The organism is Lentzea alba (genome assembly GCF_011067745.1).
Classification (GTDB): domain Bacteria; phylum Actinomycetota; class Actinomycetes; order Mycobacteriales; family Pseudonocardiaceae; genus Lentzea; species Lentzea alba.
Genome location: NZ_JAAMPJ010000013.1, coordinates 309,819 through 332,066 on the forward strand (window position 1 = coordinate 309,819; position 22,248 = coordinate 332,066).

Consider the following 22,248-nt stretch of genomic DNA (forward strand, 5'->3'; position numbering starts at 1 on the left):
ACTCGAACCGGTTCGATCAGGTCGAGAAGCTACGCGCTGACGCGCAGCAAACGCAAGGAATTGACCTATCGAACCGGTTCGAGCTCTCAACCCCTGCGACGCGCGCCGGTGCTCGAACGCAGCGTGATCGGCGGTGCGAGCATGCTGTGCCGCGGCGTCGCGGACGGGTCGCCGATCTGCTCCAGCAGCAGGTCGACGGCCAGCCGGGCCATGTCACCGGCGGGCACGTCGGCGGCGGTCAGCGGCGGGTGGAAGTCGTCCGCGAGCCGGTCGGCGATGACGCCGGTCAGCGAGAAGTCGCGAGGTACGTCGAGTCCGGCCCGGTGCAGGGCGCGTTGCACGCCGGGCAGCGCCGCCTCGTTGATCGTCACGGCCGCCGTGACCTCCGGCCAGCGGGTCCTGATCTCCTCGAAGCACGCGACGCCGGCCGCGGGATCGTCGGCGCAGCACACGGTGTGCGCCTTGACGCCGCACTCCTCGGCGGTCTCGGCGAACGCCGTCGTGGCGCGCAGAGCGGGGCCATAACCCGCGGCGACCAGCTCGTCGGACCGGTTGATCAGCACGACGTCGGAGTGGCCGAGGTCGGCGAGGTGCCGGACGCAGCGGGTGATCAGCCCGGCGTAGTCGACGTCGACCCACCACGACGCGGCCGGGTCCTCGACGTGACCGATCGTCACGAACGGCAGTTCGGCGCTGGTCAGCCGGTCGACCCTGGGGTCCTGCAGGAGGATCTCCATCAGGATCACGCCGTCGACGCGGCGGCCGGTGACGATCCGCTCGAACGACCGGTCGTGGTCGCCGCCGCTGGGGGACAGCAACACGTCGTGGTCGTGGGCGGCGGCCGACTCCACGACGCTCGCGACGAACGCCAGCTGGACGTCGGTGAGCCGGGCGCTCGCGGGCGGTATCACCAGCCCCAACGTGCGGGTACGTCCTTCGGCGAGCGCGCGGGCGCTGGCGTTGGGCCGGTAGCCGAGCTCGGCGATGACGTCGTTGATCCGCTGGGCGGTCGCCGTGGACACCGGCCGTTTCCCGCTCAGCGCGTACGACACGGTGCTCCGGGACACCCCGGCCCGCTTGGCGATCTCTCCGATGTTCATGCGCGCTTCCCGTCTCCGGCCCACTTCCTGGGAACCGGTTCGACTACGCCTCATCGTAGAACTTTCCCTCTTGCAAGACACCATCGCGGCGATTACGTTGACGCCCACTTCCAGAAGTCGAACCGGTTCGACCTATTGCCGTCAGCGCAGCCGCCAGGAAGGACCCCCCATGTTCCCCGCCCGTAAGCCCACCAGACTGCTGGCCGCGTTCGGCCTGGTCGCGTTCGTGGCGGCGTGTTCGTCCACGCCGAGCACCACCGCGACGCCGGACACCTTCTCCGTCTGGGACCCGTACCCCCAGTTCGCCGCCGAGTCCGAGTGGGCGAAGACGATCGACAAGTGCGGGACGGAGGCCGGCGTGAAGATCCAGCGCCAGGCCTACGACACCACCGACCTGACCAGCAAGGTCCTGCTCGCCGCGCAGCAGGGCACCGCACCGCACGTGCTGGTGCTCGACAACCCGGTCGTGTCCACCCTGGCCGAGGCGGGCGTGCTCAAGACGAACCAGGACGTGGGCCTCGACGCCTCGCAGGTCTCGCCGAACCTCGCCGCCGCCGGGGCCCTGAACGGCCAGAACTACGGCACGCCGATCGGCGCGAACACCCTGGCCCTCTACTACAACAAGGCCGTGCTGACCGCCGCGGGCGTCGACCCGGCCGCCGTCAAGGACTGGGACTCGCTGAACGCGGCGCTGGCCAAGGTGAAGGCCGCCGGCAAGAAGGGCATCACCTTCTCCGCCATCGGCACCGAGGAGGGCACCTTCCAGTTCCTGCCGTGGTTCTGGGGCGCGAACGGGTCGCTCACCGACCTGCCGTCCGGGAAGGCGGCACTCGAACTGTGGAAGTCCTGGCTGGACAACGGTTACGCGCCGAACTCGGTCGTCGGCAACACCCAGACGACCAGCTGGCAGGAGTTCGCCACCGGCGAGTACGCGTTCGCCGAGAACGGCACCTGGCAGCTGGCCAACGCGAAGAAGGCCGGCTTCGAGTACGGCGTCATCCCGATCCCCGGCCGCACCGGTGGAACCGCGCCCGCGCCGACCGGTGGTGAGTTCGTCACCGTCCCCGCACAGAACAACCCCGACACCGAGAAGAAGGCCGGCCGCATCGCGTCCTGTCTCACCGCGCCGGACAAGGTGCTGGCGTCGGACACCGCGCTGACCTACATCTCGGCGGTGCCTTCCGTGCAGCAGCAACAGGTTGCGGCAAACCCGGAACTGGCCGTGTGGGTCGAGGCCGTCAAGAACGCCAAGGGACGCACCGGCGACAACCTCGGCACGAAGTACCCGAAGATCTCGCAGCCGCTGTGGGGTGCCGTGCAGGCCGCGCTCACCGGTGCCAAGGCGCCGGAGGCGGCGCTGCGGGACGCCCAGGCGTCGGCGAAGTAGGTGCCGGTGCGTTCGAGGCTGGCCGGCTGGGCGTTCCTGCTCCCGCTCGTGGCGTACCTGGCGGTGTGCTACGCCTATCCGCTGTTCACCAACGTCGACCTGAGCATTCGCGGGTACACCGTGCGCTCGTTCGTCCACGGCGGTGCGCCGCTGGTCGGGTTCGCCAACTACGCGACCGTGTTCGGCGACCCGACCTTCCGCACGGCGTTGGTGAACACGGTCCTGTTCACCCTGGTCTCGCTGTTCTTCCAGTACACGATCGGACTGGCGGCGGCACTGTTCTTCGCCCGCGGCTTCCGGTTGTCGGCGACGCTGCGAGCGCTGTTCCTGGTGCCGTGGCTGCTGCCGCTGATCGTCTCGGCGTCGACCTGGGCGTGGCTGCTCAACAGCGAGTCAGGCCTGGTCAACACGGCGCTGAAGGTCGTGGGCCTGGACCCGGTCAACTGGCTGACCTCGCCGCAGTGGTCGCTGGTGTCGGTGACGATCGCGAACATCTGGATCGGCATCCCGTTCAACCTCGTCGTGCTCTACAGCGGGCTGCAGAACATCCCGCGCGAGGTCTACGAGGCGTCCTCTTTGGACGGCGCGAGCGGCTGGCAGACGTTCTGGCACGTCACGTTCCCGTTGCTGCGCCCGGTCTCGGCCATCACGTTGCTGCTCGGGCTGGTCTACACGCTGAAGGTGTTCGACGTCATCTGGATCATGACGAAGGGCGGGCCGAGCGGCTCGTCCACGACGCTCGCGACCTGGTCCTACGAACTGGGGTTCGGCAACATGCTGCCGCGCTTCGGGCCCAGTGCCGCGGTCGGCAACGTGCTGATCCTGATCGCCGTGGTCGCCGGACTGCTCTACATCCGGATGCAACGCAGGCAGGAGCTGTCATGACGTCCTGGCGCACCCCGGTCGGCGTGCTGCTCACCGCGCTGATGCTGTTCCCGGTCTACTGGATGATCAACGTGTCGCTCACCCCGATGAGCGACATGCGCAAGTCGCCCAGCCTGTTCCCGGTCAACCCCACCACCGAGGGGTATGCGCGGGTGCTGCGCGAACAGATCCCGTACCTCGGCACCAGCCTGCTCGTCGCGGCGGGGACCGTCGTGCTGACCCTGGCGCTGGCGGCACCCGCCGCGTACTCGCTCGCCAAGCTCCGTCCCGCCGGCCGGCAGACGCTCAGCTTCGTGCTGCTGGTCGCGCAGATGATCCCGGGCATCATCATGGCGCTGGGCTTCTACGGCATCTACGTCAAGCTCGGCATCACGAACACCGTGTGGGGACTGGTTCTCGCGGACTCGACCATCGCGGTGCCGTTCGCCACGCTGATCCTCACCTCGTTCATGGCGTCCGTGCCCGACGAAGTGCTGCAGGCGGCCAGGATCGACGGTGCCGGGCCGTGGCGGTCGTTCGTCTCGATCGTGTTGCCCGCCAGTCGCAACGGCATGATCACCGCCGCGCTGTTCTCGTTCCTGTGGGCGTGGTCGGACTTCCTCTTCGCGGCAACCCTCGACTCCGGCGGCCGGCTGCAGCCGCTCACCCTCGGCATCTACCGCTACATCGGCAACAACAACCAGGAGTGGAACTCGATCATGGCCACCGCCGTGGTCGCGTCCGTGCCCGCGACGGTGCTCATCGTGGTGGCCCAGCGCTATGTCGCCGCTGGTGTCACCTCCGGTGCCGTCAAGGACTGAAAGGAAACCCCTGTGTCCACCGAGTTCTCCGTGCGGGAGATCCCGTTCAGCCGTTCCGGCGCGTGGTTCGGCCTCTCGCCGGTGGTGGGACTGGCCAGGTACGTGCAGGACGTGCACGTGGTCTCGCACCGCAACGGCATGCACGCCGTGCTGTCCCTGGTGCCCTCGCGGCCCGCCGAGGTCATCGCCGATCCGGCGGTGCTCACGTGGCGCAGCGGCGAGTCGCGGATCCAGGCCGTGTTCTCCTCACCCGGTACGCTCCGGATCTCCGGCAACGGCCTGGGGATGCGCGTCGCCGCCGCCGAACGGACGCTGACCCCGTTCACCGGCACGTACTTCTTCACCGATCCCTCCGGCGGGGCGGTGTTCACCTCGTACGAGACCGGGCACCGCTTCCGCGTGACCGTCCTTTCCGGACAGCCGGAGCTCCTCGGCGCGGAGGACCTCGCGACCGCGGACCGGGCGGTGGTCCTGGGGGAGGAGCCGTGGGAGCTGGTGATCGAGGAGCTCACCACGGCGAAGGAGCCGTTCAGCAGCGGCAGCACGTTCGCCGACGAAGTGAGTGCCGCGCGGGCCGAGTTCGGCCGGTTCGCCGAGGCGGTGGCCCCGCCGGGCGCTCCTGCCGGTGAACTCGCCGGCTACGTGATCTGGTCGGCCACCGTGGCACCGGCCGGGTTCGTCCTGCGACCGGCGGTGCTGATGTCGAAGCACTGGATGAACAAGGTGTGGAGCTGGGACCACTGCTTCAACGCGCTGGCCCTCGCGCCCGGTGCGCCGGAGCTGGCGTGGCACCAGTTCCAGGTGGTGTTCGACCATCAGGACGCGCAGGGAGCGCTACCGGACTCGATCACCCATTCCGAGGTGCTGCGCAACTTCGTGAAGCCGCCCGTGCACGGCTGGACCCTCAGCCGCCTGCGCGAACGGCTGCCCGGCGGCCTGCCCGACCCGGCACTGGCCCACCGGCAGCTGTCCGAGTGGACGTCGTTCTGGCTCGACCACCGGCGGGCGCCGGGCAGGCCGTTGCCGTACTACGAGCACGGCAACGACAGCGGCTGGGACAACTCGACGGTGTTCCGGGAGGAACGACTCGTCGAGTCGGCCGACCTCGCGGCGTTCCTCGTGCTGCAGATGAAGGAACTGGCCGTGCTCGGCGCCGAGGTGGGTGACGACACTCCTTGGGCGGAACGAGCCGACGCGATGCTGGCGGCGCTGCTGGAGGAGTTGTGGGACGGCAGCAGGTTCGTCAGCAGGGGAGTGGTGTCGGGGGAGCTCCGGTCCACCGCGAGCCTGCTCGACCTCATGCCCGTCGTGCTGGGGGAGCACCTGCCGCGGGAGATCTTCGACCGGCTCTGTGCGGGCATCGCCGAGCACCTGACGTCGGTCGGACCGGCCACGGAACTGCCCGGCTCGGCCTACTACGAGGCGGACGGCTACTGGCGGGGCCCGGTGTGGGCCCCGGCCACGGTGCTGATCGAGGACGGCCTGCGCCGGGGTGGCGCGGTGGAGCTGGCCGACGAGGTGAGCGCGCGGTTCCGGGCGACGTGCGAGAAGTCCGGGTTCGCCGAGAACTTCGACGCGCTCACCGGGCAGGGCCTGCGCGACCGCGCCTACACCTGGACGGCCGCCGCCTACCTCCTGCTCAGTGACTCGAAGGGGACGTGAGCGAAACGCCGACGCCAGTGTCAGCGGGGGAGATACCGCCGCAGCGGCTGGGACTCCCGCACCACCGTCCTGAGGTCGGCGAGCGGGCCGTGGACCGCGCCCACGGCACGCGCCTGCACCAGGACGTTGCCCAGCGCGGTCGCCTCGGCGGGCCCGGCCACCACCGGCAGTCCGCACGCGTCCGCGGTGAGCTGGCACAGCAGCTCGTTGTGCGAGCCACCGCCGACGACGTGCACGACCTCGACGTCCTTGCCGGACAACCGCTGCGCGTCCGCGACGGCGTCGCGGTGTGCCAGCGCTAGACTGTCCAGAATGGATCGGACGATCTCGGGCCTGGTCTCCGGCACCCGTTCACCGTGCTCCCGGCACCACTGCTGGATCCGCGCCGGCATGTCACCAGGCGGGAGGAACACCGGGTCGTTGGGGTCGAACACCGAGCCCTTCGCGTGCTCGGCCTCACGCAGCAACGCCTCCAGGCCGGTGTCCCAGGTCCGCAGCGACTCCTGCAGCAGCCACAGGCCCATCACGTTGCGGAGGTAGCGGATCGTGCCGTCCACGCCGCCCTCGTTGGTGAAGTTGGCGGCCTTGCTCTCCGGGCTGAGGACCGGCGCCTCCAGCTCCACGCCCACCAACGACCAGGTGCCGCACGAGATGTAGGCGAACCGGTCGTTCGAGGCCGGCACGGCGACGACCGCGGACGCGGTGTCGTGCGAGCCGACCGCGGTGACCGGGACGCCCTCGTACGTGCCCGCGCGATCACCGGGGTGCCGCAGGTCCGGCAGCAGGCCAGGCGGCAGGCCGCGGGTCAGCTCGGCCGACCACTGTCCACTTCGGACGTCGATCAGGCCGGTCGTGGTGGCGTTGGTGTACTCGGCACCACGTTCGCCGGTCAGCCAGTAGGACAGCAGGTCCGGAATGAGCAGGAGCTGCGCAGCGTGCGCCAGCAACGGTTCGGCCATCAGCTGGAACATCGTGTTGAACGGCTGGAACTGCAGCCCGTTGAGCTCGTACAACCCCTCCGCGGGCGTGCTGCCTTCGGTGCGGGAGTCGCGGTAGTGCACCGGGTTGCCCAGCAACGCACCGCGCGCGTCGAGCAGGCCGTAGTCGACCGCCCAGCTGTCGATGCCGATGCTGTCGAGACCGGTCGGGTCCAGTTCGGCGGCGAGCCGCAGTCCGGTGAGGACCTCGCGGTACAGCGCCAGGACGTCCCAGTGCAGCGTGCCGAGCAGGCGCACCGGTCCGTTGGGGAACCGGTGCACCTCCTCGGTGTGCAGCTTGCCGTCACCGACGCGGCCCAGCAGCACGCGGCCGCTGGACGCGCCGAGGTCGACGGCGGCGACCGTTGCCGTCATCGCAGGAACGCCGCGGCGACACCGGCGTCCACGGGCACGTGCAGGCCTGTCGTCAGGGACAGGTCGCCCGCCGTCAGCACGAACACCGCCGCGGCCACGTGCTCGGGCAGCACCTCGCGCTTGAGCAGGGTGCGCTGGGCGTAGAACTCGCCGAGCTTCTCCTCCGGCACGCCGTACACGGCCGCGCGCTGGGCACCCCAGCCGCCGGCGAAGATGCCGGAGCCGCGGACCACGCCGTCCGGGTTGATGCCGTTGACGCGGATGCCGTCCTCACCGAGTTCGGCGGCCAGCAACCGGACCTGGTGGGCCTGGTCGGCCTTGGCCGACCCGTACGCCACGTTGTTGGGGCCCGCGAAGACCGAGTTCTTGCTGGAGATGTAGACGATGTCGCCGCCCATCCCCTGCGCGCGCATGACCTTCGCCGCCTGCTGCGACACCAGGAACGAGCCCTTGGCCATCACGTCGTGCTGCAGGTCCCAGTCCGCCTCGGTGGTGTCGGCGAGCGGCTTGGAGATCGACAGACCGGCGTTGTTGACCACCAGGTCCACCCCGCCGAACGCGAGCGCGGCCTCGCCGAACGCGCGGGCGATGCCCGCCGCGTCGGTGACGTCGACGGTCACCGGCACCGCGACGTCCGCGGAGCCGATGCCTTCCGCGACGTCACGTGCGGCGTCGGCGTCGCGGTCGGCGACGACCACGCAGGCACCCTCGGCGGCCAGCCGCCGCGCGATCGCCTTGCCGATGCCCGAGCCACCACCGGTGACCAGGGCGACGCGGGTGGCGAGCGCCTTGGGCTTCGGCATCCGCTGCAGCTTGGCCTCTTCGAGCGCCCAGTACTCGATGCGGAACTTCTCGCGCTCCTCGATGGGCGCGTACCGGGAGACCGACTCGGCGCCGCGCATCACGTTGATGGCGTTGACGTAGAACTCGCCGGCCACGCGCGCGGTCTGCTTGTTCTTGCCGAAACTGAACATGCCGACGCCCGGCACCAGCACGATGGCCGGGTCCGCGCCGCGCATCGCCGGGCTGTCGGGCTCGGCGTGCCGCTCGTAGTAGCCCTTGTAGTCCTCGCGGTAGGCGTCGTGCAGGTGTTCCAGCCGGGCCACGACGTCCTCGACCGGCGCGGTGGGCGGCAGGTCGACCACCAGCGGCCGGACCTTGGTGCGCAGGAAGTGGTCGGGGCACGACGTGCCGAGCGCGGCCAGTTCGGGATGCCGTTCGCGGGACAGGAAGTCCAGCACGACGTCGCTGTCGGTGAAGTGGCCGACCTGCGGGGAGTCCGTGGAGGCGAGCCCTCGGATCACCGGCGCGAGTGCGGCGGCCTTCTGCCGGCGTTCCTCCGGGGACAGCGGCTCGTGCACCACCGGGCCGAACGGCTCGGCGCGGCCGTGCTCGTCGAGGTAGCGCTGCGCGGTGTTGATGATGTCGAGGGAGTTGGCCTCGCACTCCTCGCTCGTCGCACCCCACGCGGTGATGCCGTGCCCGCCCAGGATCACGCCGATGGCCTGCGGGTTGTCCCTCTTGATGGCGGCGATGTCCAGTCCCAGCTGGAATCCGGGCCGCCGCCACGGCACCCACGCCACGCGGTCGCCGAAGCAGGCCTTCACCAGTGCCTCGCCGTCCGCGGCGGTGGCGAACGCGATGCCCGCGTCCGGGTGCAGGTGGTCGACGTGCGCCGCGTCGACGAGACCGTGCATGGCCGTGTCGATGGACGGTGCCGCGCCTCCCTTGCCGTGCAGGCAGAAGTCGAACGCGGCGACCATCTCGTCTTCCCGCTCGACCCCGGGGTAGACCGACGTGAGCGCGCGCAACCGGTCCAGCCGCAGCACCGCGAGCCCGGCCTCGGTGAGCGTGCCCAGGTCACCGCCGGATCCCTTGACCCACATCAGTTCCACCGGCTGCCCGGTGACGGGGTCGAGCTCCTCGCCCTTGGCGGAGGTGTTGCCGCCCGCGTAGTTGGTGTTGCGCGGATCGGCGCCGAGCCGGTTGCTCCGTCCCAGCAGCGCTTCGACGTGGCTCATGCTCAGGCACCCCATCCGGCGGCGTCGCCACCGACTCGTTCACGGACGATCTGCTCGGCGTACCCGGACCGGCGGTACGCGGCCATCGGGTCGGGATCGAGTCCCATCTCCTCGCGGAGCTCCCGCAGCAACGGGCGGACGTCGGTGTTGTAGGCGTCCATCAACACGGCGTTCGCACCGAGCACGTCACCTTCCTGCTGCGCCTGGGCGAGTGCCTCGTGGTCGACCAGCAGCGCCTTCGCGGTGGCCTCCTGGACGTTGAGCACCGAGCGGATGATCGCCGGGATCTTCGGCTCCAGGTTGTGGCACTGGTCGAGCATGAACGCGATCCCCGCCGCCGGCGTCAGCGCGTCGGCGAGCACGATCTCGTGCATGATCCGGAACAGCTGGAACGGGTCCGCCGCGCCCACCATCAGGTCGTCGTCGGCGTAGAAGCGCGAGTTGAAGTCGAACGCGCCGAGCTTGTTCGCCCGCAACAGGAACGACACGATGAACTCGATGTTCGTGCCCGGTGCGTGGTGCCCGGTGTCGATCACGACCTGGGCCTTCTCGCCGAGCTGCAGGCAGTGCGCGTACGCGGTGCCCCAGTCCGGCACGTCGGTCGTGTAGAACGCCGGCTCGAAGAACTTGTACTCCAGCAACATCCGCTGGTCGGCGCCGAGCCGTTCGCAAGTCTCCCGCAAGGCTTCGGCGAGCCGGTCCTGACGGGCGCGGATGTTGTCCTGCCCCGGGTAGTTGAGTCCGTCGGCGAACCAGAGCTTCAGGTCCCGCGACCCCGTCTGGTCCATGATGTCGACGCACTCGAGCAGGTGACCGATCGCCTTGCGCCGCACGGCGGCGTCCGGGTGGCACACGCTGCCGAGCTTGTAGTCGTCGTCCTGGAACACGTTCGAGTTGATGGCGCCGAGCGCGACCCCGCGGTCACGCGCGTACGAGGCCAGCTTGCCGTAGTCGTCGACCTTGTCCCACGGGATGTGCAACGCGACCGTCGGCGCGACGCCGGTGAGCCGGTGCACCACCGCCGCGTCGTCGATCTTCTCGTACGGCGTGCGCGGAACTCCCTGCTGCGCGAACACCTTGAACCTGGTGCCCGAGTTGCCGTACGCCCACGACGGCGTCTCGATCCGCTGCTCGCGCAACGCGTCCTTCACGCTCATGTGTTCTCCCCAAAACTCAATCGAGGTGGAAGACCTCGTCGAGGGGCCGCATCCGCTCGTCGGCGTTGCCGTCACCGACGAAGAACTCGGCCATCTCGGCCTGCCAGCGCGCGTTCACCTCGGTGCGTGCCATCTCCGCGAGCGCCGCGTCGAAGTCGTCGCATTCCAGGTAACCGATGAGCAGGCCGTCCTCAGCGAGGAAGAGTGAGTAGTTGCGCCAACCCGCCTCGTTGAGGGCAGCCCGCATCTCCGGCCACACCTCGCGGTGTCGCGCCCGGTACTCGTCGAGACGATCCGGGCGGACCCGCAAGGTGAAGCAGACGCGCATGTCAGAAGTCGAACTTGTCGATGTTGTCCTTGGTGAACACAGTCGGCGGGCCGAGGACGACCTCGCCCTTGGCACCGATCGTGTAGTCACCGAGGTCACCGGCCTTGTACTTCTCGCCCTCCGCACCGGTGATCTGCCCGGACGCGAGCGCGGCGGCGGTGTAGGTGGCGAGGTAGCCGAGCTTGCTCGGGTCCCACAGCGCGAACGACTTCACGGTGCCGTCCTGGACGAACTTGCGCATCTGGTTCGGCGTGCCCAGACCGGTCAGCTGGACCTTGCCCTTGTACTCCGACGAGCTGAGGTAGCGGGCGGCCGCCGCGATGCCGACGGTGGTCGGCGAGATGATGCCCTTGAGGTTCGGGTGCGCCTGCAGCAGACCCTGGGTCTTCTGGAACGACGTCTGGTCGTCGTCGTTGCCGTACGCGGTCTCGACGAGCTTGAGGCCCGCGTACTCCGGCTTCGCGAGCTCGGTCTTCATGACCTCGATCCACGCGTTCTGGTTGGTGGCGTTGGGGGTCGCGGACAGGATCGCGATCTCACCGCTGCCACCGATCGCCTCGGAGATCAGCTTCACCTGGCCGGTGGCGATCTCGTTCGGGTTGGCCTGGTTGATGAAGACGTCGCGGGCGTCCGGCGCGGCGTCGGAGTCGAACGAGACGACCTTCAGACCCTGACCACGAGCCGACTTCAGCGCGGGCGCGACGGCGTTGGCATCGTTGGCGGCGATCACCAGCGCGTCCTGCTTCTGCTGCGCGGCGGTGTTGATGTAGGTGACCTGCGACGAGGCGGCGGCGTCGGACGGCCCGGTCGCCTTGACCTCGGCCTTGATCGCCGTGCCGGCCTGCTCGGCACCCTTCTGCGCCACCGTGAAGTACGGGTTGTTGACCTGCTTGGGCAGGAAGGTGATCTTGAGGCCTTCCTTCAGCGGCGCGTTCGGGTCCGCCTTGGCGGCGTTGGTCGCGCCGCCGGTCTGCTGGCCCGCGCTGTCCTTCGTGGTGCCACCACCACAACCGGTGAGCGCGACGGCCCCGGACACCACCAGGGCGAGCACTAGACGTGTGTTCATGAGGCGGCCTTTCGTAGTGTTCCAACGCGTCGGGTGATCGAGGGAGCGAGAACGCTCACCAGCAGCAGGAGGCCGGTGACGATGGTGAGCACCTCGGTGGAGGTGTCTTGCAGGATCAGCAGGTTGCGCAGACCGCCCAGCAACAGCACGCCCGCGAGCACGCCGAAGAGCGATCCCTTGCCGCCGAAGATGGACACACCGCCGAGCAGGACGGCGGCGACGACGGCCAGTTCGAGCCCGACGCCGTTGTCCGCGCGGGCGCTGGAGAAGCGGAACGTGTAGACGATGCCCGCGATCGCGGCCACCGCGCCGGCGAGCACGAAGAGGGACAGCTTGATCCGCTTGACCCTGATGCCGGAGAACCGCGCACCCTCTTCGTTGGCACCGATCGCGAACACCGAGCGGCCGAACGAGCTCGCGTGCAGCGCGACGCCGAACAGGACGGCGAGGATCGCGGCCAGCACGATCGGGTACGGGATGTTGGTGCCGGGCACCGGGGTCGTCCCGAACGACGTGTAGCTCGCCGGGAAGTCCGCGACCGCCGTGTCGCCCAGCACCACCAGCGCGAGACCGCGGTAGAGCGCGAGCGTGCCGATGGTGACCGCGAGGCTGGGCAGGCCGAGCCTGGTCACGAGCAGTCCGTTGAACGCTCCGCAGAGCGCGCCCACCACGATGACGGTCGGCAGGATCATCTCGAGCGACCAGCCCGCGTTCCACAGCCAGCCGATCAACGCGCTGGACAGGCCGAGCACCGAGGCGACGCTCAGGTCGATCTCGCCCGCGACGATCACCAGCGTGAGCGGGAGCGCGATCAACGCGATCTCGCCGATGTCGAGGCCGAGGTAGAAGAGGTTGCCGCCGGACAGGAACGAGCCGTCCGTGCTGACCTGGCCGGTCAGGGCCACGACGATCAGCAGGAACACCAGCGCGGTCTCCCACCGCAGGAGGTTACGCATGGCTGGTCCCTTCGGTCTTGCGCAGGGCCTTCGCGAGCCGCAGCGCCAGGAGCCGGTCGACGGTGATGGCGCTGAGCAGCAACGCGCCGGAGATCGCCTGCTGCCAGAACGCGGGGATCTGCAGCACCACCAGGCAACTGGTGATCGTGCCCAGCAACAACGCGCCGAGTGCGGCACCGGCCACGGTGCCGGAACCACCGAAGATCGCCACACCGCCGACGACCACCGCGGCGACGACCTGCAGTTCGAGGCCGGTGCCCGCCGCCGCGTCGACCGTGCCGTAGCGCGCCACCCACAGCGCACCGGCGAGGCCGGCGACCAGTCCGGAAAGGACGAACGTGGTGAGCGTGCGCTTGGCGACCGGGATGCCCGCGAGGGTCGCGGCTTCCGGGTTGGAGCCGATCGCGTACAGCTCGCGGCCGGAGCGGTAGGAGCGCAGGTAGACCGCCGCCACCGCGATGACCGCGATCGTGATCAGCACGAGGATCGGGATGCCGAGAACGCGGCTGCTGCCCAGGTTCAGCAGCGCGTCCGGGAGGTTCGCGGCGTTGACCTGCTTGCCCTGGGCCAGCGCGTAGTCGATGCCGCGGAACACGTACAGGGTGCCGAGGGTGACCACGAGGCTGGGCACGTTGCCGAGCGCCACCAGCAGGCCGTTGAGCAGGCCGCACGCCAGCCCGACCACGACGCCGAAGCCGATGCCGGCGATGAGCGGGGTGCCGGGGTGGTCGGCGAACTGCTGTGCGGTGAGGAACGCGGACAGGCCGAGGACCGAACCCACGGACAGGTCGACGTTTCTCGTCACCACGACGAGGGTCTGACCGACGGCCAGCAGGGCGACGATCGAGGCGTTGAGGAGGAGGTCGCGCAGACTCTGCGGCTGGATGAACCTCGGGTTCACGATCGCGGTCGGGATAACCACCAGGGCGAGGGCCACGACGATGCCGAGCTCGCGGACGCGGCCGACCTTGTTGCTGAGGCGTCGGGCCGCGGTGCGGCGGGCGGGGGCGACGGCTGTCGCGGTCATCGGGTCACCTGCCCGGCGGCCGCGAGCGCGACCCGTTCCTCGGTCGCGTCGGCCCGCGACAGCTCCTCGACCAACCGGCCCTCGTGCATCACGAGCACGCGGTCGGCCATGCCGAGCACCTCCGGCAGTTCCGACGAGATCATCAGCACCGCCACGCCCTGGCCGGCGAGTTCCGACAACAACCGGTGCACCTCGGCTTTCGTGCCGACGTCGATCCCGCGCGTCGGTTCGTCGACGATCAGCACGGAGGGCCCCCGCGCCAGCCACTTGGCCAGCACGACCTTCTGCTGGTTGCCGCCGGACAACACGCCGACGGGGTCGCTCAGCTTCGCGAACTTGAGCCGCAGCTTGACCGCCCAGTCCTGGGCGAGCGCACGTTCACTGCGCCGCCGCAGCAACCCGAACGTCGACAACCGGCCCAGCGAGGCGAGCGCGGTGTTGCGTTCGATCGACGCGTCCATCACCAGCCCCTGCTGGCGGCGGTCCTCGGGCACGAACCCGATGCCCGCGGCCATCGCGGCGGTGGGGGAGCCGTACTTCAGCTTCCGGCCGCGCACGACCACGGCACCGCCGTCGGGCCGGTCGATGCCGAACACCGCCCGCGCGACCTCGCTGCGGCCGGCGCCGACGAGTCCGGACAGCGCCACGATCTCGCCCGCGTGGACGTCGAACGACACGTCGGTGAACACGCCTTCGCGGGTCAGCCGCTGCACGGAGAGCAGCACCTCGCCCGCGGTCGTGTCCTGCTTGGGGAACAGCTGCGACAGCTCGCGGCCGACCATCCGGCGCACCAAGGAGTCCGGCGTTTCGGTGGACAGCTCTCCGGACCAGACGAACTCGCCGTCGCGCAGCACCGTGGCCCGCTGGCACAGCTCGAAGACCTCGTCGAGGCGGTGCGAGACGAACAGCACGGCGGCGTCCTGTTCGCGCAACGCCTGCACCACACCGAAGAGCCGCTGCACCTCGTGCGCGGACAACGCCGCGGTCGGCTCGTCCATGACGATCACGCGGGCGTCGAACGACAGCGCCTTGGCGATCTCCACGAGCTGCTGGTCCGCAATGGACAGTCCGCGCGCCGGACGGGCCGGGTCGAGCCGGACACCCAGGCGGGAGAACAGCTCGGAGGTGCGGGCGTGCATCGTGGCGACGTCGATGCGCCGGCCGAGCCCGAGCGGCTGGCGGCCCATGAACACGTTCTCCGCCACCGACAGGTCGCCGAACAGCGTCGGCTCCTGGTAGATGATCGCGATGCCCGCGGCCAACGCGTCCGCGGGGCTGGTGAAGCGCTGCGCCGACCCGTCGACCAGCACCTGCCCCGCGTCCGGACGGTGCACCCCGGCCAGGGTCTTGATCAGCGTCGACTTGCCCGCGCCGTTCTCGCCGAGCAGCGCGTGGGCCTCGCCGGGCAGCAACCGCAGGGACACCCCGGACAACGCCCGGACGGCGCCGAAGGACTTGCTCACCTCGTCCAGGGCCACCACGGGAGGTCGGTCCACAGTTCCGTCTCCTCGATGTTGAAACGTTTTAACGGCTGAGTTACGTGCACTCTGGGTGCGTTGCGGCCACATGTCAAGATGTCCGGGGTACGATTCGTTGTCACGTTTCAACAAAGGAGCCGCCTGTGAGGCCGTCAGTGGGCATCCGCGACGTCGCGCAGCACGCCGGCGTGTCGAACGCGACCGTCTCGAACGTGCTGAACCGCCCGGACGTCGTCGCCCCCGCGACGCGTCAGCGGGTGCTGGCCGCGATCGAGGAACTCGGCTTCGTGCGCAACGAGTCCGCCCGTCAGCTCAGGGCGGGACGCAGTCGAGTGCTCGCCTACGTCGTGCTCGACGCGGCGAACCCGTTCTTCACCGACGTGGCACGCGGCGTCGAGGACGCGGCACGGGAGGCGGGCTTCGCGCTGTTCCTGTGCAACAGCGCCTCCGACGACGGCCGCGAGCGCGAGTACCTGGAACTGCTGCACGAGCAGCGCGTCGAGGGCATCCTGATCACCCCGGTCGACGACGAGTGCGCGCAGATCGCCGAACGCGGCACCCCGGTGGTGCTGGTCGACCGCGAGGCGCTGGACGGCACGCGCTGCTCGGTGGCCGTGGACGACGTGCTCGGCGGCGAGCTCGCGATGACCCATCTGATCGAGAGCGGCCACACCCGCATCGCGATGATCGGCGGCCCGTTGTCGATACAGCAGGTGCGCGACCGCCGCGAGGGAGCGCTGCGCGCGCTGGCGAACGCGGGTCTGCCGGACGACGCGCTCACGTTTCTGGAGACGAAGGGCCTGCAGGTGGCGGAAGGCCGGGGCGCGGGGGAGCGGCTGGTGGGCCTGCCCGCGTCACGCCGCCCCACGGCGGCGTTCTGCGCCAACGACCTGCTCGCGCTCGGCCTGCTGCAGTCGATGACGCAGCAGGGCTTGAAGGTGCCGGACGACCTCGCCGTGGTGGGCTACGACGACATCGAGTACGCGGCGGCCGCCGCCGTGCCGCTGACCTCGGTGCGCCAGCCGCGCGAGCAGCTGGGGCGCACGGCCGCCCAGCTGCTGCTGTCGGAGAACGACCCGGACCACGAGCACCGGCACGTGAAGTTCCAGCCGGAGCTCGTGGTCCGCGCGTCCACCCGGACGCAGCGATAGCCGCGCCGCTAACGAACGAGCATCATTTCCCGGTCTTCTTCGACCATGTTCGAACTGTCCGGCGGAAGATAGACGTTCAACGTGGCGGACGTGAATGCGACGCCCTGCCGGAATGCTTTCGTGCGGGACACGACGGTCACGTCGAGCTTGTGGAATTCGCCGGTGCACGGAACGCTCGACGTGTATTTGTCGCCGATCGCGAGCTCACCGCGGACGTTCTGGGTGACCTGCACCCACAGCGACCCGGTCGCGCCGTTTTGGCACATCACCCGCATCGGCACGGTCACCGCGGCGCCACGCGCCTCCAGCCGCCCCTGCGGCTGAATGGCCACCGCGGCCTCGACCGGCGGGGTCGCCGCCGCGGGTAATGCGGTGGCCACTATCGCGGCAGCGGTCAGCACGAACGCAGAAATAGCACGCATGATTCTCCACCTCGTTGTTGTTGGCGGTTGCGGCCGCACGCCGACATTAGCCACGAGGTGATCAACCGGGCGAGGGGCCAAATGATGGGACGAATTCTGGCGACCGACGGTTGGATCACCCGTCCGGCGGGCACCCCGGACCATGCCGGACACACGTCTCCTCGCCAACCGGTACCGGGTGGGTGAACTGCTGGGCTCAGGTGGCATGGCCGAGGTCCGCCGGGGCCGGGACACCCTGCTCGCGCGGGATGTCGCGATCAAGCTGTTCCAGCCCGGCCACGACCCGGCGGACGCGCAGCGGTTCGACAACGAGATCCGCACGCTCGCGGGGTTGTCGCATCCGGGGCTGGTGGCGGTGTACGACGCGGACCCGGACGGCGAGACCCCGTACATGGTGCTGGAGCTGGTCGAGGGCCGCACGCTGCGCGGACGTCTCGCTGACGGGCCGATGGGCGTCGAGGACGTGCGCCGGCTGGGCGCGGCACTGGCCGACGCGCTGGCCCACGTCCACGCGCACGGGTTCGTCCACCGCGACGTCAAGCCGTCCAACATCCTGCTGGGCGAGGACGACGTGCCCCGGCTGGCCGACTTCGGCCTTGCCCGGCTGACGGACAGCGCCCGCCTGACGCGGGCGGACCAGGTCGTCGGCACGGCCGCCTACCTGGCGCCGGAACAGGTGCGTGGCGCGGAGATCACCCCGGCGGTGGACGTGTACGCGCTCGGGCTCGTGTTGCTGGAGTGCCTGACCGGACACCGCGAGTACGAGGGTGCGGAGATCGAGGCGGCGGTCGCCCGCCTGCACCGGGCGCCCGAGGTGCCGGACGGTCTGCCGTCCGACCTCAAGCGGCTGCTGATCCTGATGACCTCGCTGTCCGTCGCGCGCCGTCCGACCGCGAGCGAGTGCGCCAGGGCGTTGCTCGCGGCGGACCCGCCGACTCTCGTCGCACCGCGTCCACGCCGGTCCTACGGACTGGTCGCCTCGGCAGCAGTGCTGCTCGCCGCGGTCGGCACCGGGCTCGTGGCGCACCGCGACCACGTCACCCCGGCGGAGTCCGCGCCCCCGGCCACCACGGCGCCCGCTGTGCCCACGTCGACCCAGCAGCGCACCGCCGAGTGGACCCCGGCGCCGGTCGTGCAGACCCAGCCCCCGGTTGCCGGACAACCCCCTGTTCAGGTCGAGAAGAAGAACAAGGGGAAGTCCGGCAAGGGCAAGGGGAAGAACGGAACCTGAGCTCAGTGCACGGGCAGGATGATGGCGGACTGTCCGTAGTGGACGGTCTGGTCGGCGGCGAGCAGCTTCGTCGCGGTGGCGCGTGATTCGCCGGTGCCGGGGTTGCGGGCGTAGCGCGGGAAGGCGCCGCTGGAGACCTGCACGCGGATGCGATGCCCGCGCTTGAAGCGGTAGGCCGTCGGCCACAACGTCACGGCTGCGCACTGCGGTTCGTCCGCGCCGGTCAGGCTCACCAGCCCGTCGCAGACGTTCCACGACCGGCCTTCGGGGTCGACATCGCAGAGCCGGACGAACACGTCCGCGTGCGGCAGGCTGGAGGAGAACCAGATCTCCGCGCTGACCTCACCGACCACCTCGACGTCCTGGTCGAGCACGGGCGTGCTGTAGGTGAGCACGTCGGCCCTGGCCTCGAGCGCGGCGTTGTCGACACGGCCCGCCGTCCCGGACAGGCGCACCCCGCCCACCGCCGGCGTCGGATCGGCCGGGTCGTAGCGGTAGGTGTCCACTGAGGACTCGGGCGCATCGGGCGTCAGCGTTCCCGAGGCGCTGAGGTGGAAACGCCGAGGGGAGTAGTCCGGCGGCGGCCACGACGGGAAGTCGCGCCAGGCCTCCTGACCCATCACGTACAGCCGGACCGGCGCGCGGTGCGGGGGCTCGACGCCGTTGGCGTGGGCGAGCCCGAAACTGATGGCCTCCTCGACGGGGGTGCCGTCGAAGTTCGTGTGGGTCCACGGGCCGACGGTCAGCCGCGCAGACCGTCCTTTGTCCTGCAGCACCTTGAAGTCGCGGAGCTGGCCGGGCAGGAAGATGTCGTACCAGCCGCCGATCGAGCTGACCGGCACGGTGACGTCGGCGACCCGATCGCTGTGGTCGAACCCTTCCCAGCGCGCGGAACCGGCGTCGTGGGCGAGGATGTCCTGGATGTAGTCGGACCGCTGACCGAACGCGGCGACGTCCGCCTCCACCAACGGCAGCGTGTGCAACGCCCGAGCGGTCTTCTTGTCCTGGAACGGCTTGCGCAGCATCGCGAGCGGCTGTTCCTGGGTGCCGACCAGCACACCCCAGCCGAACGGCGTCTCCAGCGACATGCCGTCGGAACGCAGGAACTCGAGCGTCAGCGCGGACTCGGTGACGATCGGGATCATCGCCTTGACCTGCGGCGGCAGTTGGTCGGCGACCGCCCACTGCACGTGCCCCAGATAGCTCAGCCCGTACAGCACGATCGCGTCGCTCCACGGCTGCGACACCAGCCAGTCGAGGGTCGCGAGGCCGTCCGCGCGTTCCTGGCGCATCGGGTCGAACGTGCCACCGGACCCGAACCCGCCGCGCACGCTCTGCATCACCACCTGGTACCCGCGCTCGGCCAGCGGCCTGGCGAACATCTGGCCGAACATCCCCCGGCCGTACGGACTGCGGATCAACGCGGTCGGCAGCCCGTCGCCACCGGACCGCGGCATCCACCGGTCCGCCAGCAGCTCGACGCCGTCCGGCATCGGCACCCGCAGACCCTTCTGCACCACGACGTTGCGGGTCACCGGCGGGGGCAGCTTCATCATGCGCTCGATCAGGTGGCTGATCATCGGGCCTCCATCAACAGGGACATCAGGGCCATCAGGCGGTCGGTGAACGCCTCGGGATCGGGTGCGCCCTCGACCACCCAGGCCGTGACGAACGACCCCGCGCCGCCGGTGATGAAGGCGGCGAGGTCGTCGATGGCCTGACGGGAGAGCCGCTCGCCGTACAGGTGCTCGATGGCCTGCCGGTTGGCCGGCATGAGCAGGCTGATCAGCCCGCGGTCCAGGGCGTACGCGCAGGAACCGGTCAGCAGGGCGCGGTAGAACACCCGGTGCTCGGCGAAGTGCCGGGTCACGGCGAGAGCCCCCGCCCGCGCGTCCGCCGGCTCCTGAGGTTCGGCCGGGCACTCCAGCAACTCACGGCGCGCGAGGTCGAGCCCCGCCTCCAGCAGCACCGTGTCGAGGTCGCCGAAGTGCTGGTAGACGACTCGGCGGCTGACGTCCGCGGCCTCGGCGATCTCGGAGATCGTGACCGCCGTCGTGCCGCGTTCGGAGACCAGGTCGAACGCTGCCCGCAAGACGGCGGCACGGGTGCGGCGCACCCGTGGATCACGCGGAACCTCACCCTCGTGCAGATCCATACCGCGGATCGTGCACAAGTGTTACTAAGTAGTCAAGTGTTACTTATCTGAGGTCGCGGCCGGAGATGGAGGCCACGAGGGCGGGCTCCGGGGCGAGCCGCACTTCGACGTCGGTGCCGAGTGCGCGCAGGCGCGAGGTGATCAGTGCGGGATCAGGGTGCTCGACGTGCAACGACTCCAGGACGAGACCGGCCGGCGCGGACAGCGCCGGAGACGGTGTGTCACCCCAGCTGATCAGGAACGGCACGACGCCCCCGACCAGGGCGTTGCTGGTCAGCCGCCACCGCACCACCTCGCCCGAGGCGGTCCGCCGCTGTCCGTCGAGCACCTCACCGGGATCGAAGCCCTGCGCGACGGCCGCGGCCCGTGCCTGCTCGATGTCGTCGTGCGCGATCGCCCAGCCGACCAGGCGCGGCTCCGTCACACCGTCCACTCCGAACGGACGGGGCGCGGCCGGTTCCGGCTGGCCGGGATCCGGGGCGATGATCTCCAGGTAGGTCCGGGGCCCGAGCGCCAGCAACCTGTTGTGCGTGCCGAGACCGACGTGCTGACCACCGCCCGCGGCCCGCACGCCGAACCGTTCCTCGAACGCGTCCACCGCCGCGTCCAGCTCCGGCGCGGCGTAGACCAGGTGATCGATCACGCGCCGCGTCCCAGGTACTTCTTGATGCAGTGGACGACACCGAGACGGCTGGCGAAGGCGTTGAAGTCGGCGAGGCGGACCACCGAGAACCCGAGGTCCGTCCACAGCTGTTCCATCGAGTCGTCGATCACCGCGAGATCGGCTTCCGGACCGTGGCCGAACGTGGGCAGGTAGACGGTGCGGCCGCTGGAGCTGTTCTCCACCAGGCAGTTGTTCCAGGTGATGTGGTGCCACGACCGGACCTGGATGGCGGACTCGGGTTGCGCGCCCGCCGTCGTGAACTCGGCGACCACCTCGCGCAGCTCGGCGCCGTCCGGGGTGCCGGCGAAGTCGCGCAGCGCCGCCAGCGTGAGCTGCTGGGTGATCTGGGGCCGGTGCACGAGCGGGTTGCGTTCGACGGCGAACCCGCGCCGGTCGAACTCGGCCGCGATCTCGTCGTACGCGGTCTGCAGGGCGAACGGCGACTTGGTCCCCAGCGCCTCGTCGGCGAGCCGCGGGCTGCCCACGAGCACGCGGAACCGGCCGTCGTCGCCCGGACCGGCCAGCGTCACGAACATGTCGATGTGGAAGATCGGCTGGAGGTCGCCGGTGCCGCCACCGGGCAGGTCGAGCAGGTACTCGCCGCCCTCCACGGTCGCGTAGTACCTCTTGAGGCCCAACGGCCTTCTCGTGCCGACGAGCTGGAGGTCACGCGCGCTGTCGACGTACCTGCCGAACAGCTCCCGCACGAACTCGGTCTCCGTCCGGCCCTCCGGCACGCTGACCGGCAGCTCACCGCTGCGGATGAGCTCCAGGGTGTCGAGGAAGTAGTCCGTGCCGAGCAGCCAGAAGTCGTCGCCGATGAGGCAGTTCCCGCCCTGGAACACCAGCGGGGCCTGGCTCGCCCGCACCGAGGTGTGTTCCTCGACGGTGTCCGCGATCAGCGAGTCGCCCGACCGGGGGAACGACCACGGTTCCATCAGGTACGTCGGGCTCTCCGTGCCGTCGGCGGCGTCCACCAGCGCCAGATAGCCGTCCTCGGCCCAGTCGGTGAAGTCGACGTAGTCGGGCATCGGCACGTACGACACGTTCCCGGCCGGATGACCGCCGAACCACCCCTCGACGGTCTGCCGATCACTCTCGTGGTGCACCACCACGAACCGTGTCCCGGCGCGCATGGCGTCGATCACCGAGCGATAACCCGCCGTCAGCTCCGGCGTGCGCACCCCGTAGGACGGGAACGAGAGCAGCAAGCTGTCGATCGTTCCCGACCACGAGGAGATCAGGCTGGGGCGCTGCACGCCGGGCCTGGCCCGGAACACGTTCAGCGTGGCGGCGCGGGTGGAGTCGATCGCCGGGAACCGGTCCCGGTCGGTGCGCTGGTGCTGCGGCGCGTCGGGAACGAGGAAGCGGTAAGCGGCGTCTCCGTACGTGCCGGCACCCAAGGT

The 22,248-nt window shown here is 70.0% G+C and carries 20 protein-coding genes; 6 read left to right on the top strand and 14 right to left on the bottom strand.

The genetic code is table 11. The annotated features are described in order from the left end of the window. Window positions 1–86 precede the first annotated feature (86 nt). Entirely contained in the window at window positions 87–1,184 is a 1,098-nt protein-coding gene (locus G7043_RS37925; RefSeq protein WP_390829089.1) for a LacI family DNA-binding transcriptional regulator, read from the bottom strand. An 85-nt stretch (window positions 1,185–1,269) separates the two neighbouring features. On the opposite strand from G7043_RS37925, the gene G7043_RS37930 reads away from it, so the two are divergent. From G7043_RS37930 to G7043_RS37945, 4 genes are read left to right on the top strand one after another with little or no spacing between them, the layout of a single operon-like run. After that, window positions 1,270–2,487, top strand: a complete 1,218-nt coding sequence (locus tag G7043_RS37930) for a sugar ABC transporter substrate-binding protein (RefSeq protein WP_166053500.1) — start codon at window positions 1,270–1,272, stop codon at window positions 2,485–2,487. Window positions 2,488–2,493: 6 nt separating this feature from the next. Continuing rightward, on the top strand, window positions 2,494–3,372 hold the full coding sequence (locus G7043_RS37935) for a carbohydrate ABC transporter permease (RefSeq protein ID WP_166053501.1): 879 nt from the start codon (window positions 2,494–2,496) through the stop codon (window positions 3,370–3,372). Beyond that, window positions 3,369–4,172, top strand: a complete 804-nt coding sequence (locus tag G7043_RS37940) for a carbohydrate ABC transporter permease (protein WP_166053502.1) — start codon at window positions 3,369–3,371, stop codon at window positions 4,170–4,172. The genes G7043_RS37935 and G7043_RS37940 overlap by 4 nt, the downstream gene beginning before the upstream one ends. A gap of 12 nt (window positions 4,173–4,184) precedes the next feature. Next, entirely contained in the window at window positions 4,185–5,834 is a 1,650-nt protein-coding gene (locus G7043_RS37945) for an amylo-alpha-1,6-glucosidase (RefSeq protein WP_166053503.1), read from the top strand. 20 nt (window positions 5,835–5,854) lie between these two features. On the opposite strand, the gene G7043_RS37950 is transcribed toward G7043_RS37945, so the two are convergent. Genes G7043_RS37950 through G7043_RS37985 form a run of 8 tightly spaced genes read right to left on the bottom strand, consistent with a single transcriptional unit; the run spans window position 5,855 to window position 15,237 of the window. Continuing rightward, window positions 5,855–7,186: a rhamnulokinase gene (locus tag G7043_RS37950; RefSeq protein WP_166053504.1), complete on the bottom strand. Its 1,332-nt coding sequence runs from the start codon at window positions 7,184–7,186 to the stop codon at window positions 5,855–5,857. Beyond that, complete coding sequence (locus G7043_RS37955) at window positions 7,183–9,207, bottom strand: bifunctional aldolase/short-chain dehydrogenase (RefSeq protein WP_207312244.1); 2,025 nt, start codon at window positions 9,205–9,207, stop codon at window positions 7,183–7,185. Before G7043_RS37955 ends, G7043_RS37950 begins: the two co-directional genes overlap by 4 nt. Before the next feature lie 2 nt (window positions 9,208–9,209). Then, the gene (gene rhaI / locus G7043_RS37960) at window positions 9,210–10,364 is read right to left on the bottom strand and encodes an L-rhamnose isomerase (protein ID WP_166053506.1); all 1,155 of its coding nucleotides are present in this window, start codon (window positions 10,362–10,364) and stop codon (window positions 9,210–9,212) included. Window positions 10,365–10,380: 16 nt separating this feature from the next. Continuing rightward, complete coding sequence (locus G7043_RS37965; RefSeq protein WP_166053507.1) at window positions 10,381–10,692, bottom strand: L-rhamnose mutarotase; 312 nt, start codon at window positions 10,690–10,692, stop codon at window positions 10,381–10,383. A gap of 1 nt (window position 10,693) precedes the next feature. Beyond that, on the bottom strand, window positions 10,694–11,758 hold the full coding sequence (rhaS, locus tag G7043_RS37970; RefSeq protein WP_166053508.1) for a rhamnose ABC transporter substrate-binding protein: 1,065 nt from the start codon (window positions 11,756–11,758) through the stop codon (window positions 10,694–10,696). Beyond that, the gene (locus tag G7043_RS37975) at window positions 11,755–12,714 is read right to left on the bottom strand and encodes an ABC transporter permease (protein ID WP_166053509.1); all 960 of its coding nucleotides are present in this window, start codon (window positions 12,712–12,714) and stop codon (window positions 11,755–11,757) included. Before G7043_RS37975 ends, rhaS begins: the two co-directional genes overlap by 4 nt. Then, window positions 12,707–13,741: an ABC transporter permease gene (locus G7043_RS37980; RefSeq protein ID WP_166053510.1), complete on the bottom strand. Its 1,035-nt coding sequence runs from the start codon at window positions 13,739–13,741 to the stop codon at window positions 12,707–12,709. Before G7043_RS37980 ends, G7043_RS37975 begins: the two co-directional genes overlap by 8 nt. After that, the gene (locus G7043_RS37985; RefSeq protein WP_313888271.1) at window positions 13,738–15,237 is read right to left on the bottom strand and encodes a sugar ABC transporter ATP-binding protein; all 1,500 of its coding nucleotides are present in this window, start codon (window positions 15,235–15,237) and stop codon (window positions 13,738–13,740) included. Before G7043_RS37985 ends, G7043_RS37980 begins: the two co-directional genes overlap by 4 nt. 125 nt (window positions 15,238–15,362) lie before the next feature. Between G7043_RS37985 and G7043_RS37990 the strand changes: the two genes are divergently transcribed. Further along, window positions 15,363–16,370, top strand: a complete 1,008-nt coding sequence (locus G7043_RS37990; RefSeq protein WP_313888272.1) for a LacI family DNA-binding transcriptional regulator — start codon at window positions 15,363–15,365, stop codon at window positions 16,368–16,370. An 8-nt stretch (window positions 16,371–16,378) separates the two neighbouring features. Here G7043_RS37990 and G7043_RS37995 read toward each other — a convergent pair whose 3' ends face one another. After that, window positions 16,379–16,792 (bottom strand): hypothetical protein, encoded by a 414-nt coding sequence (locus G7043_RS37995; RefSeq protein WP_166053512.1) that lies wholly within the window; start codon window positions 16,790–16,792, stop codon window positions 16,379–16,381. Between the two features lie 142 nt (window positions 16,793–16,934). Here G7043_RS37995 and G7043_RS38000 point away from each other — a divergent pair, with 142 nt between their 5' ends. Then, window positions 16,935–18,023, top strand: coding sequence for a serine/threonine-protein kinase (locus G7043_RS38000; RefSeq protein ID WP_166053513.1), 1,089 nt, complete (start codon window positions 16,935–16,937; stop codon window positions 18,021–18,023). Window positions 18,024–18,025: 2 nt separating this feature from the next. Here G7043_RS38000 and G7043_RS38005 read toward each other — a convergent pair whose 3' ends face one another. The 4 genes from G7043_RS38005 to G7043_RS38020 are packed head-to-tail and all read right to left on the bottom strand — an operon-like array spanning window position 18,026 to window position 22,245. Further along, a complete protein-coding gene (locus G7043_RS38005) occupies window positions 18,026–19,603 on the bottom strand; it encodes a CocE/NonD family hydrolase (RefSeq protein ID WP_166053514.1) in 1,578 nt (525 codons plus the stop codon). Then, window positions 19,600–20,178 (bottom strand): TetR/AcrR family transcriptional regulator, encoded by a 579-nt coding sequence (locus G7043_RS38010; protein WP_166053515.1) that lies wholly within the window; start codon window positions 20,176–20,178, stop codon window positions 19,600–19,602. The genes G7043_RS38005 and G7043_RS38010 overlap by 4 nt, the downstream gene beginning before the upstream one ends. A 43-nt stretch (window positions 20,179–20,221) precedes the next feature. Continuing rightward, complete coding sequence (locus G7043_RS38015) at window positions 20,222–20,821, bottom strand: VOC family protein (protein ID WP_166053516.1); 600 nt, start codon at window positions 20,819–20,821, stop codon at window positions 20,222–20,224. Next, window positions 20,818–22,245, bottom strand: a complete 1,428-nt coding sequence (locus tag G7043_RS38020; protein ID WP_166053517.1) for a hypothetical protein — start codon at window positions 22,243–22,245, stop codon at window positions 20,818–20,820. Before G7043_RS38020 ends, G7043_RS38015 begins: the two co-directional genes overlap by 4 nt. Window positions 22,246–22,248 lie beyond the last annotated feature (3 nt).

Excerpts from the sequence above, each read along its gene's own strand:
- G7043_RS38010 (WP_166053515.1), bottom strand. The coding sequence starts at position 20,178 with ATGGATCTGCACGAGGGTGAGGTTCCGCGTGATCCACGGGTGCGCCGC.
- G7043_RS37955 (WP_207312244.1), bottom strand. The coding sequence starts at position 9,207 with ATGAGCCACGTCGAAGCGCTGCTGGGACGGAGCAACCGGCTCGGCGCC.
- G7043_RS37925 (WP_390829089.1), bottom strand. The coding sequence starts at position 1,184 with ATGGTGTCTTGCAAGAGGGAAAGTTCTACGATGAGGCGTAGTCGAACC.
- G7043_RS37975 (WP_166053509.1), bottom strand. The coding sequence starts at position 12,714 with ATGCGTAACCTCCTGCGGTGGGAGACCGCGCTGGTGTTCCTGCTGATC.
- G7043_RS37980 (WP_166053510.1), bottom strand. The coding sequence starts at position 13,741 with ATGACCGCGACAGCCGTCGCCCCCGCCCGCCGCACCGCGGCCCGACGC.
- G7043_RS37950 (WP_166053504.1), bottom strand. The coding sequence starts at position 7,186 with ATGACGGCAACGGTCGCCGCCGTCGACCTCGGCGCGTCCAGCGGCCGC.
- G7043_RS38005 (WP_166053514.1), bottom strand. The coding sequence starts at position 19,603 with ATGATCAGCCACCTGATCGAGCGCATGATGAAGCTGCCCCCGCCGGTG.
- G7043_RS38000 (WP_166053513.1), top strand. The coding sequence starts at position 16,935 with ATGCCGGACACACGTCTCCTCGCCAACCGGTACCGGGTGGGTGAACTG.
- G7043_RS37930 (WP_166053500.1), top strand. The coding sequence starts at position 1,270 with ATGTTCCCCGCCCGTAAGCCCACCAGACTGCTGGCCGCGTTCGGCCTG.
- G7043_RS37995 (WP_166053512.1), bottom strand. The coding sequence starts at position 16,792 with ATGCGTGCTATTTCTGCGTTCGTGCTGACCGCTGCCGCGATAGTGGCC.
- G7043_RS37940 (WP_166053502.1), top strand. The coding sequence starts at position 3,369 with ATGACGTCCTGGCGCACCCCGGTCGGCGTGCTGCTCACCGCGCTGATG.
- rhaI (WP_166053506.1), bottom strand. The coding sequence starts at position 10,364 with ATGAGCGTGAAGGACGCGTTGCGCGAGCAGCGGATCGAGACGCCGTCG.
- G7043_RS37965 (WP_166053507.1), bottom strand. The coding sequence starts at position 10,692 with ATGCGCGTCTGCTTCACCTTGCGGGTCCGCCCGGATCGTCTCGACGAG.
- rhaS (WP_166053508.1), bottom strand. The coding sequence starts at position 11,758 with ATGAACACACGTCTAGTGCTCGCCCTGGTGGTGTCCGGGGCCGTCGCG.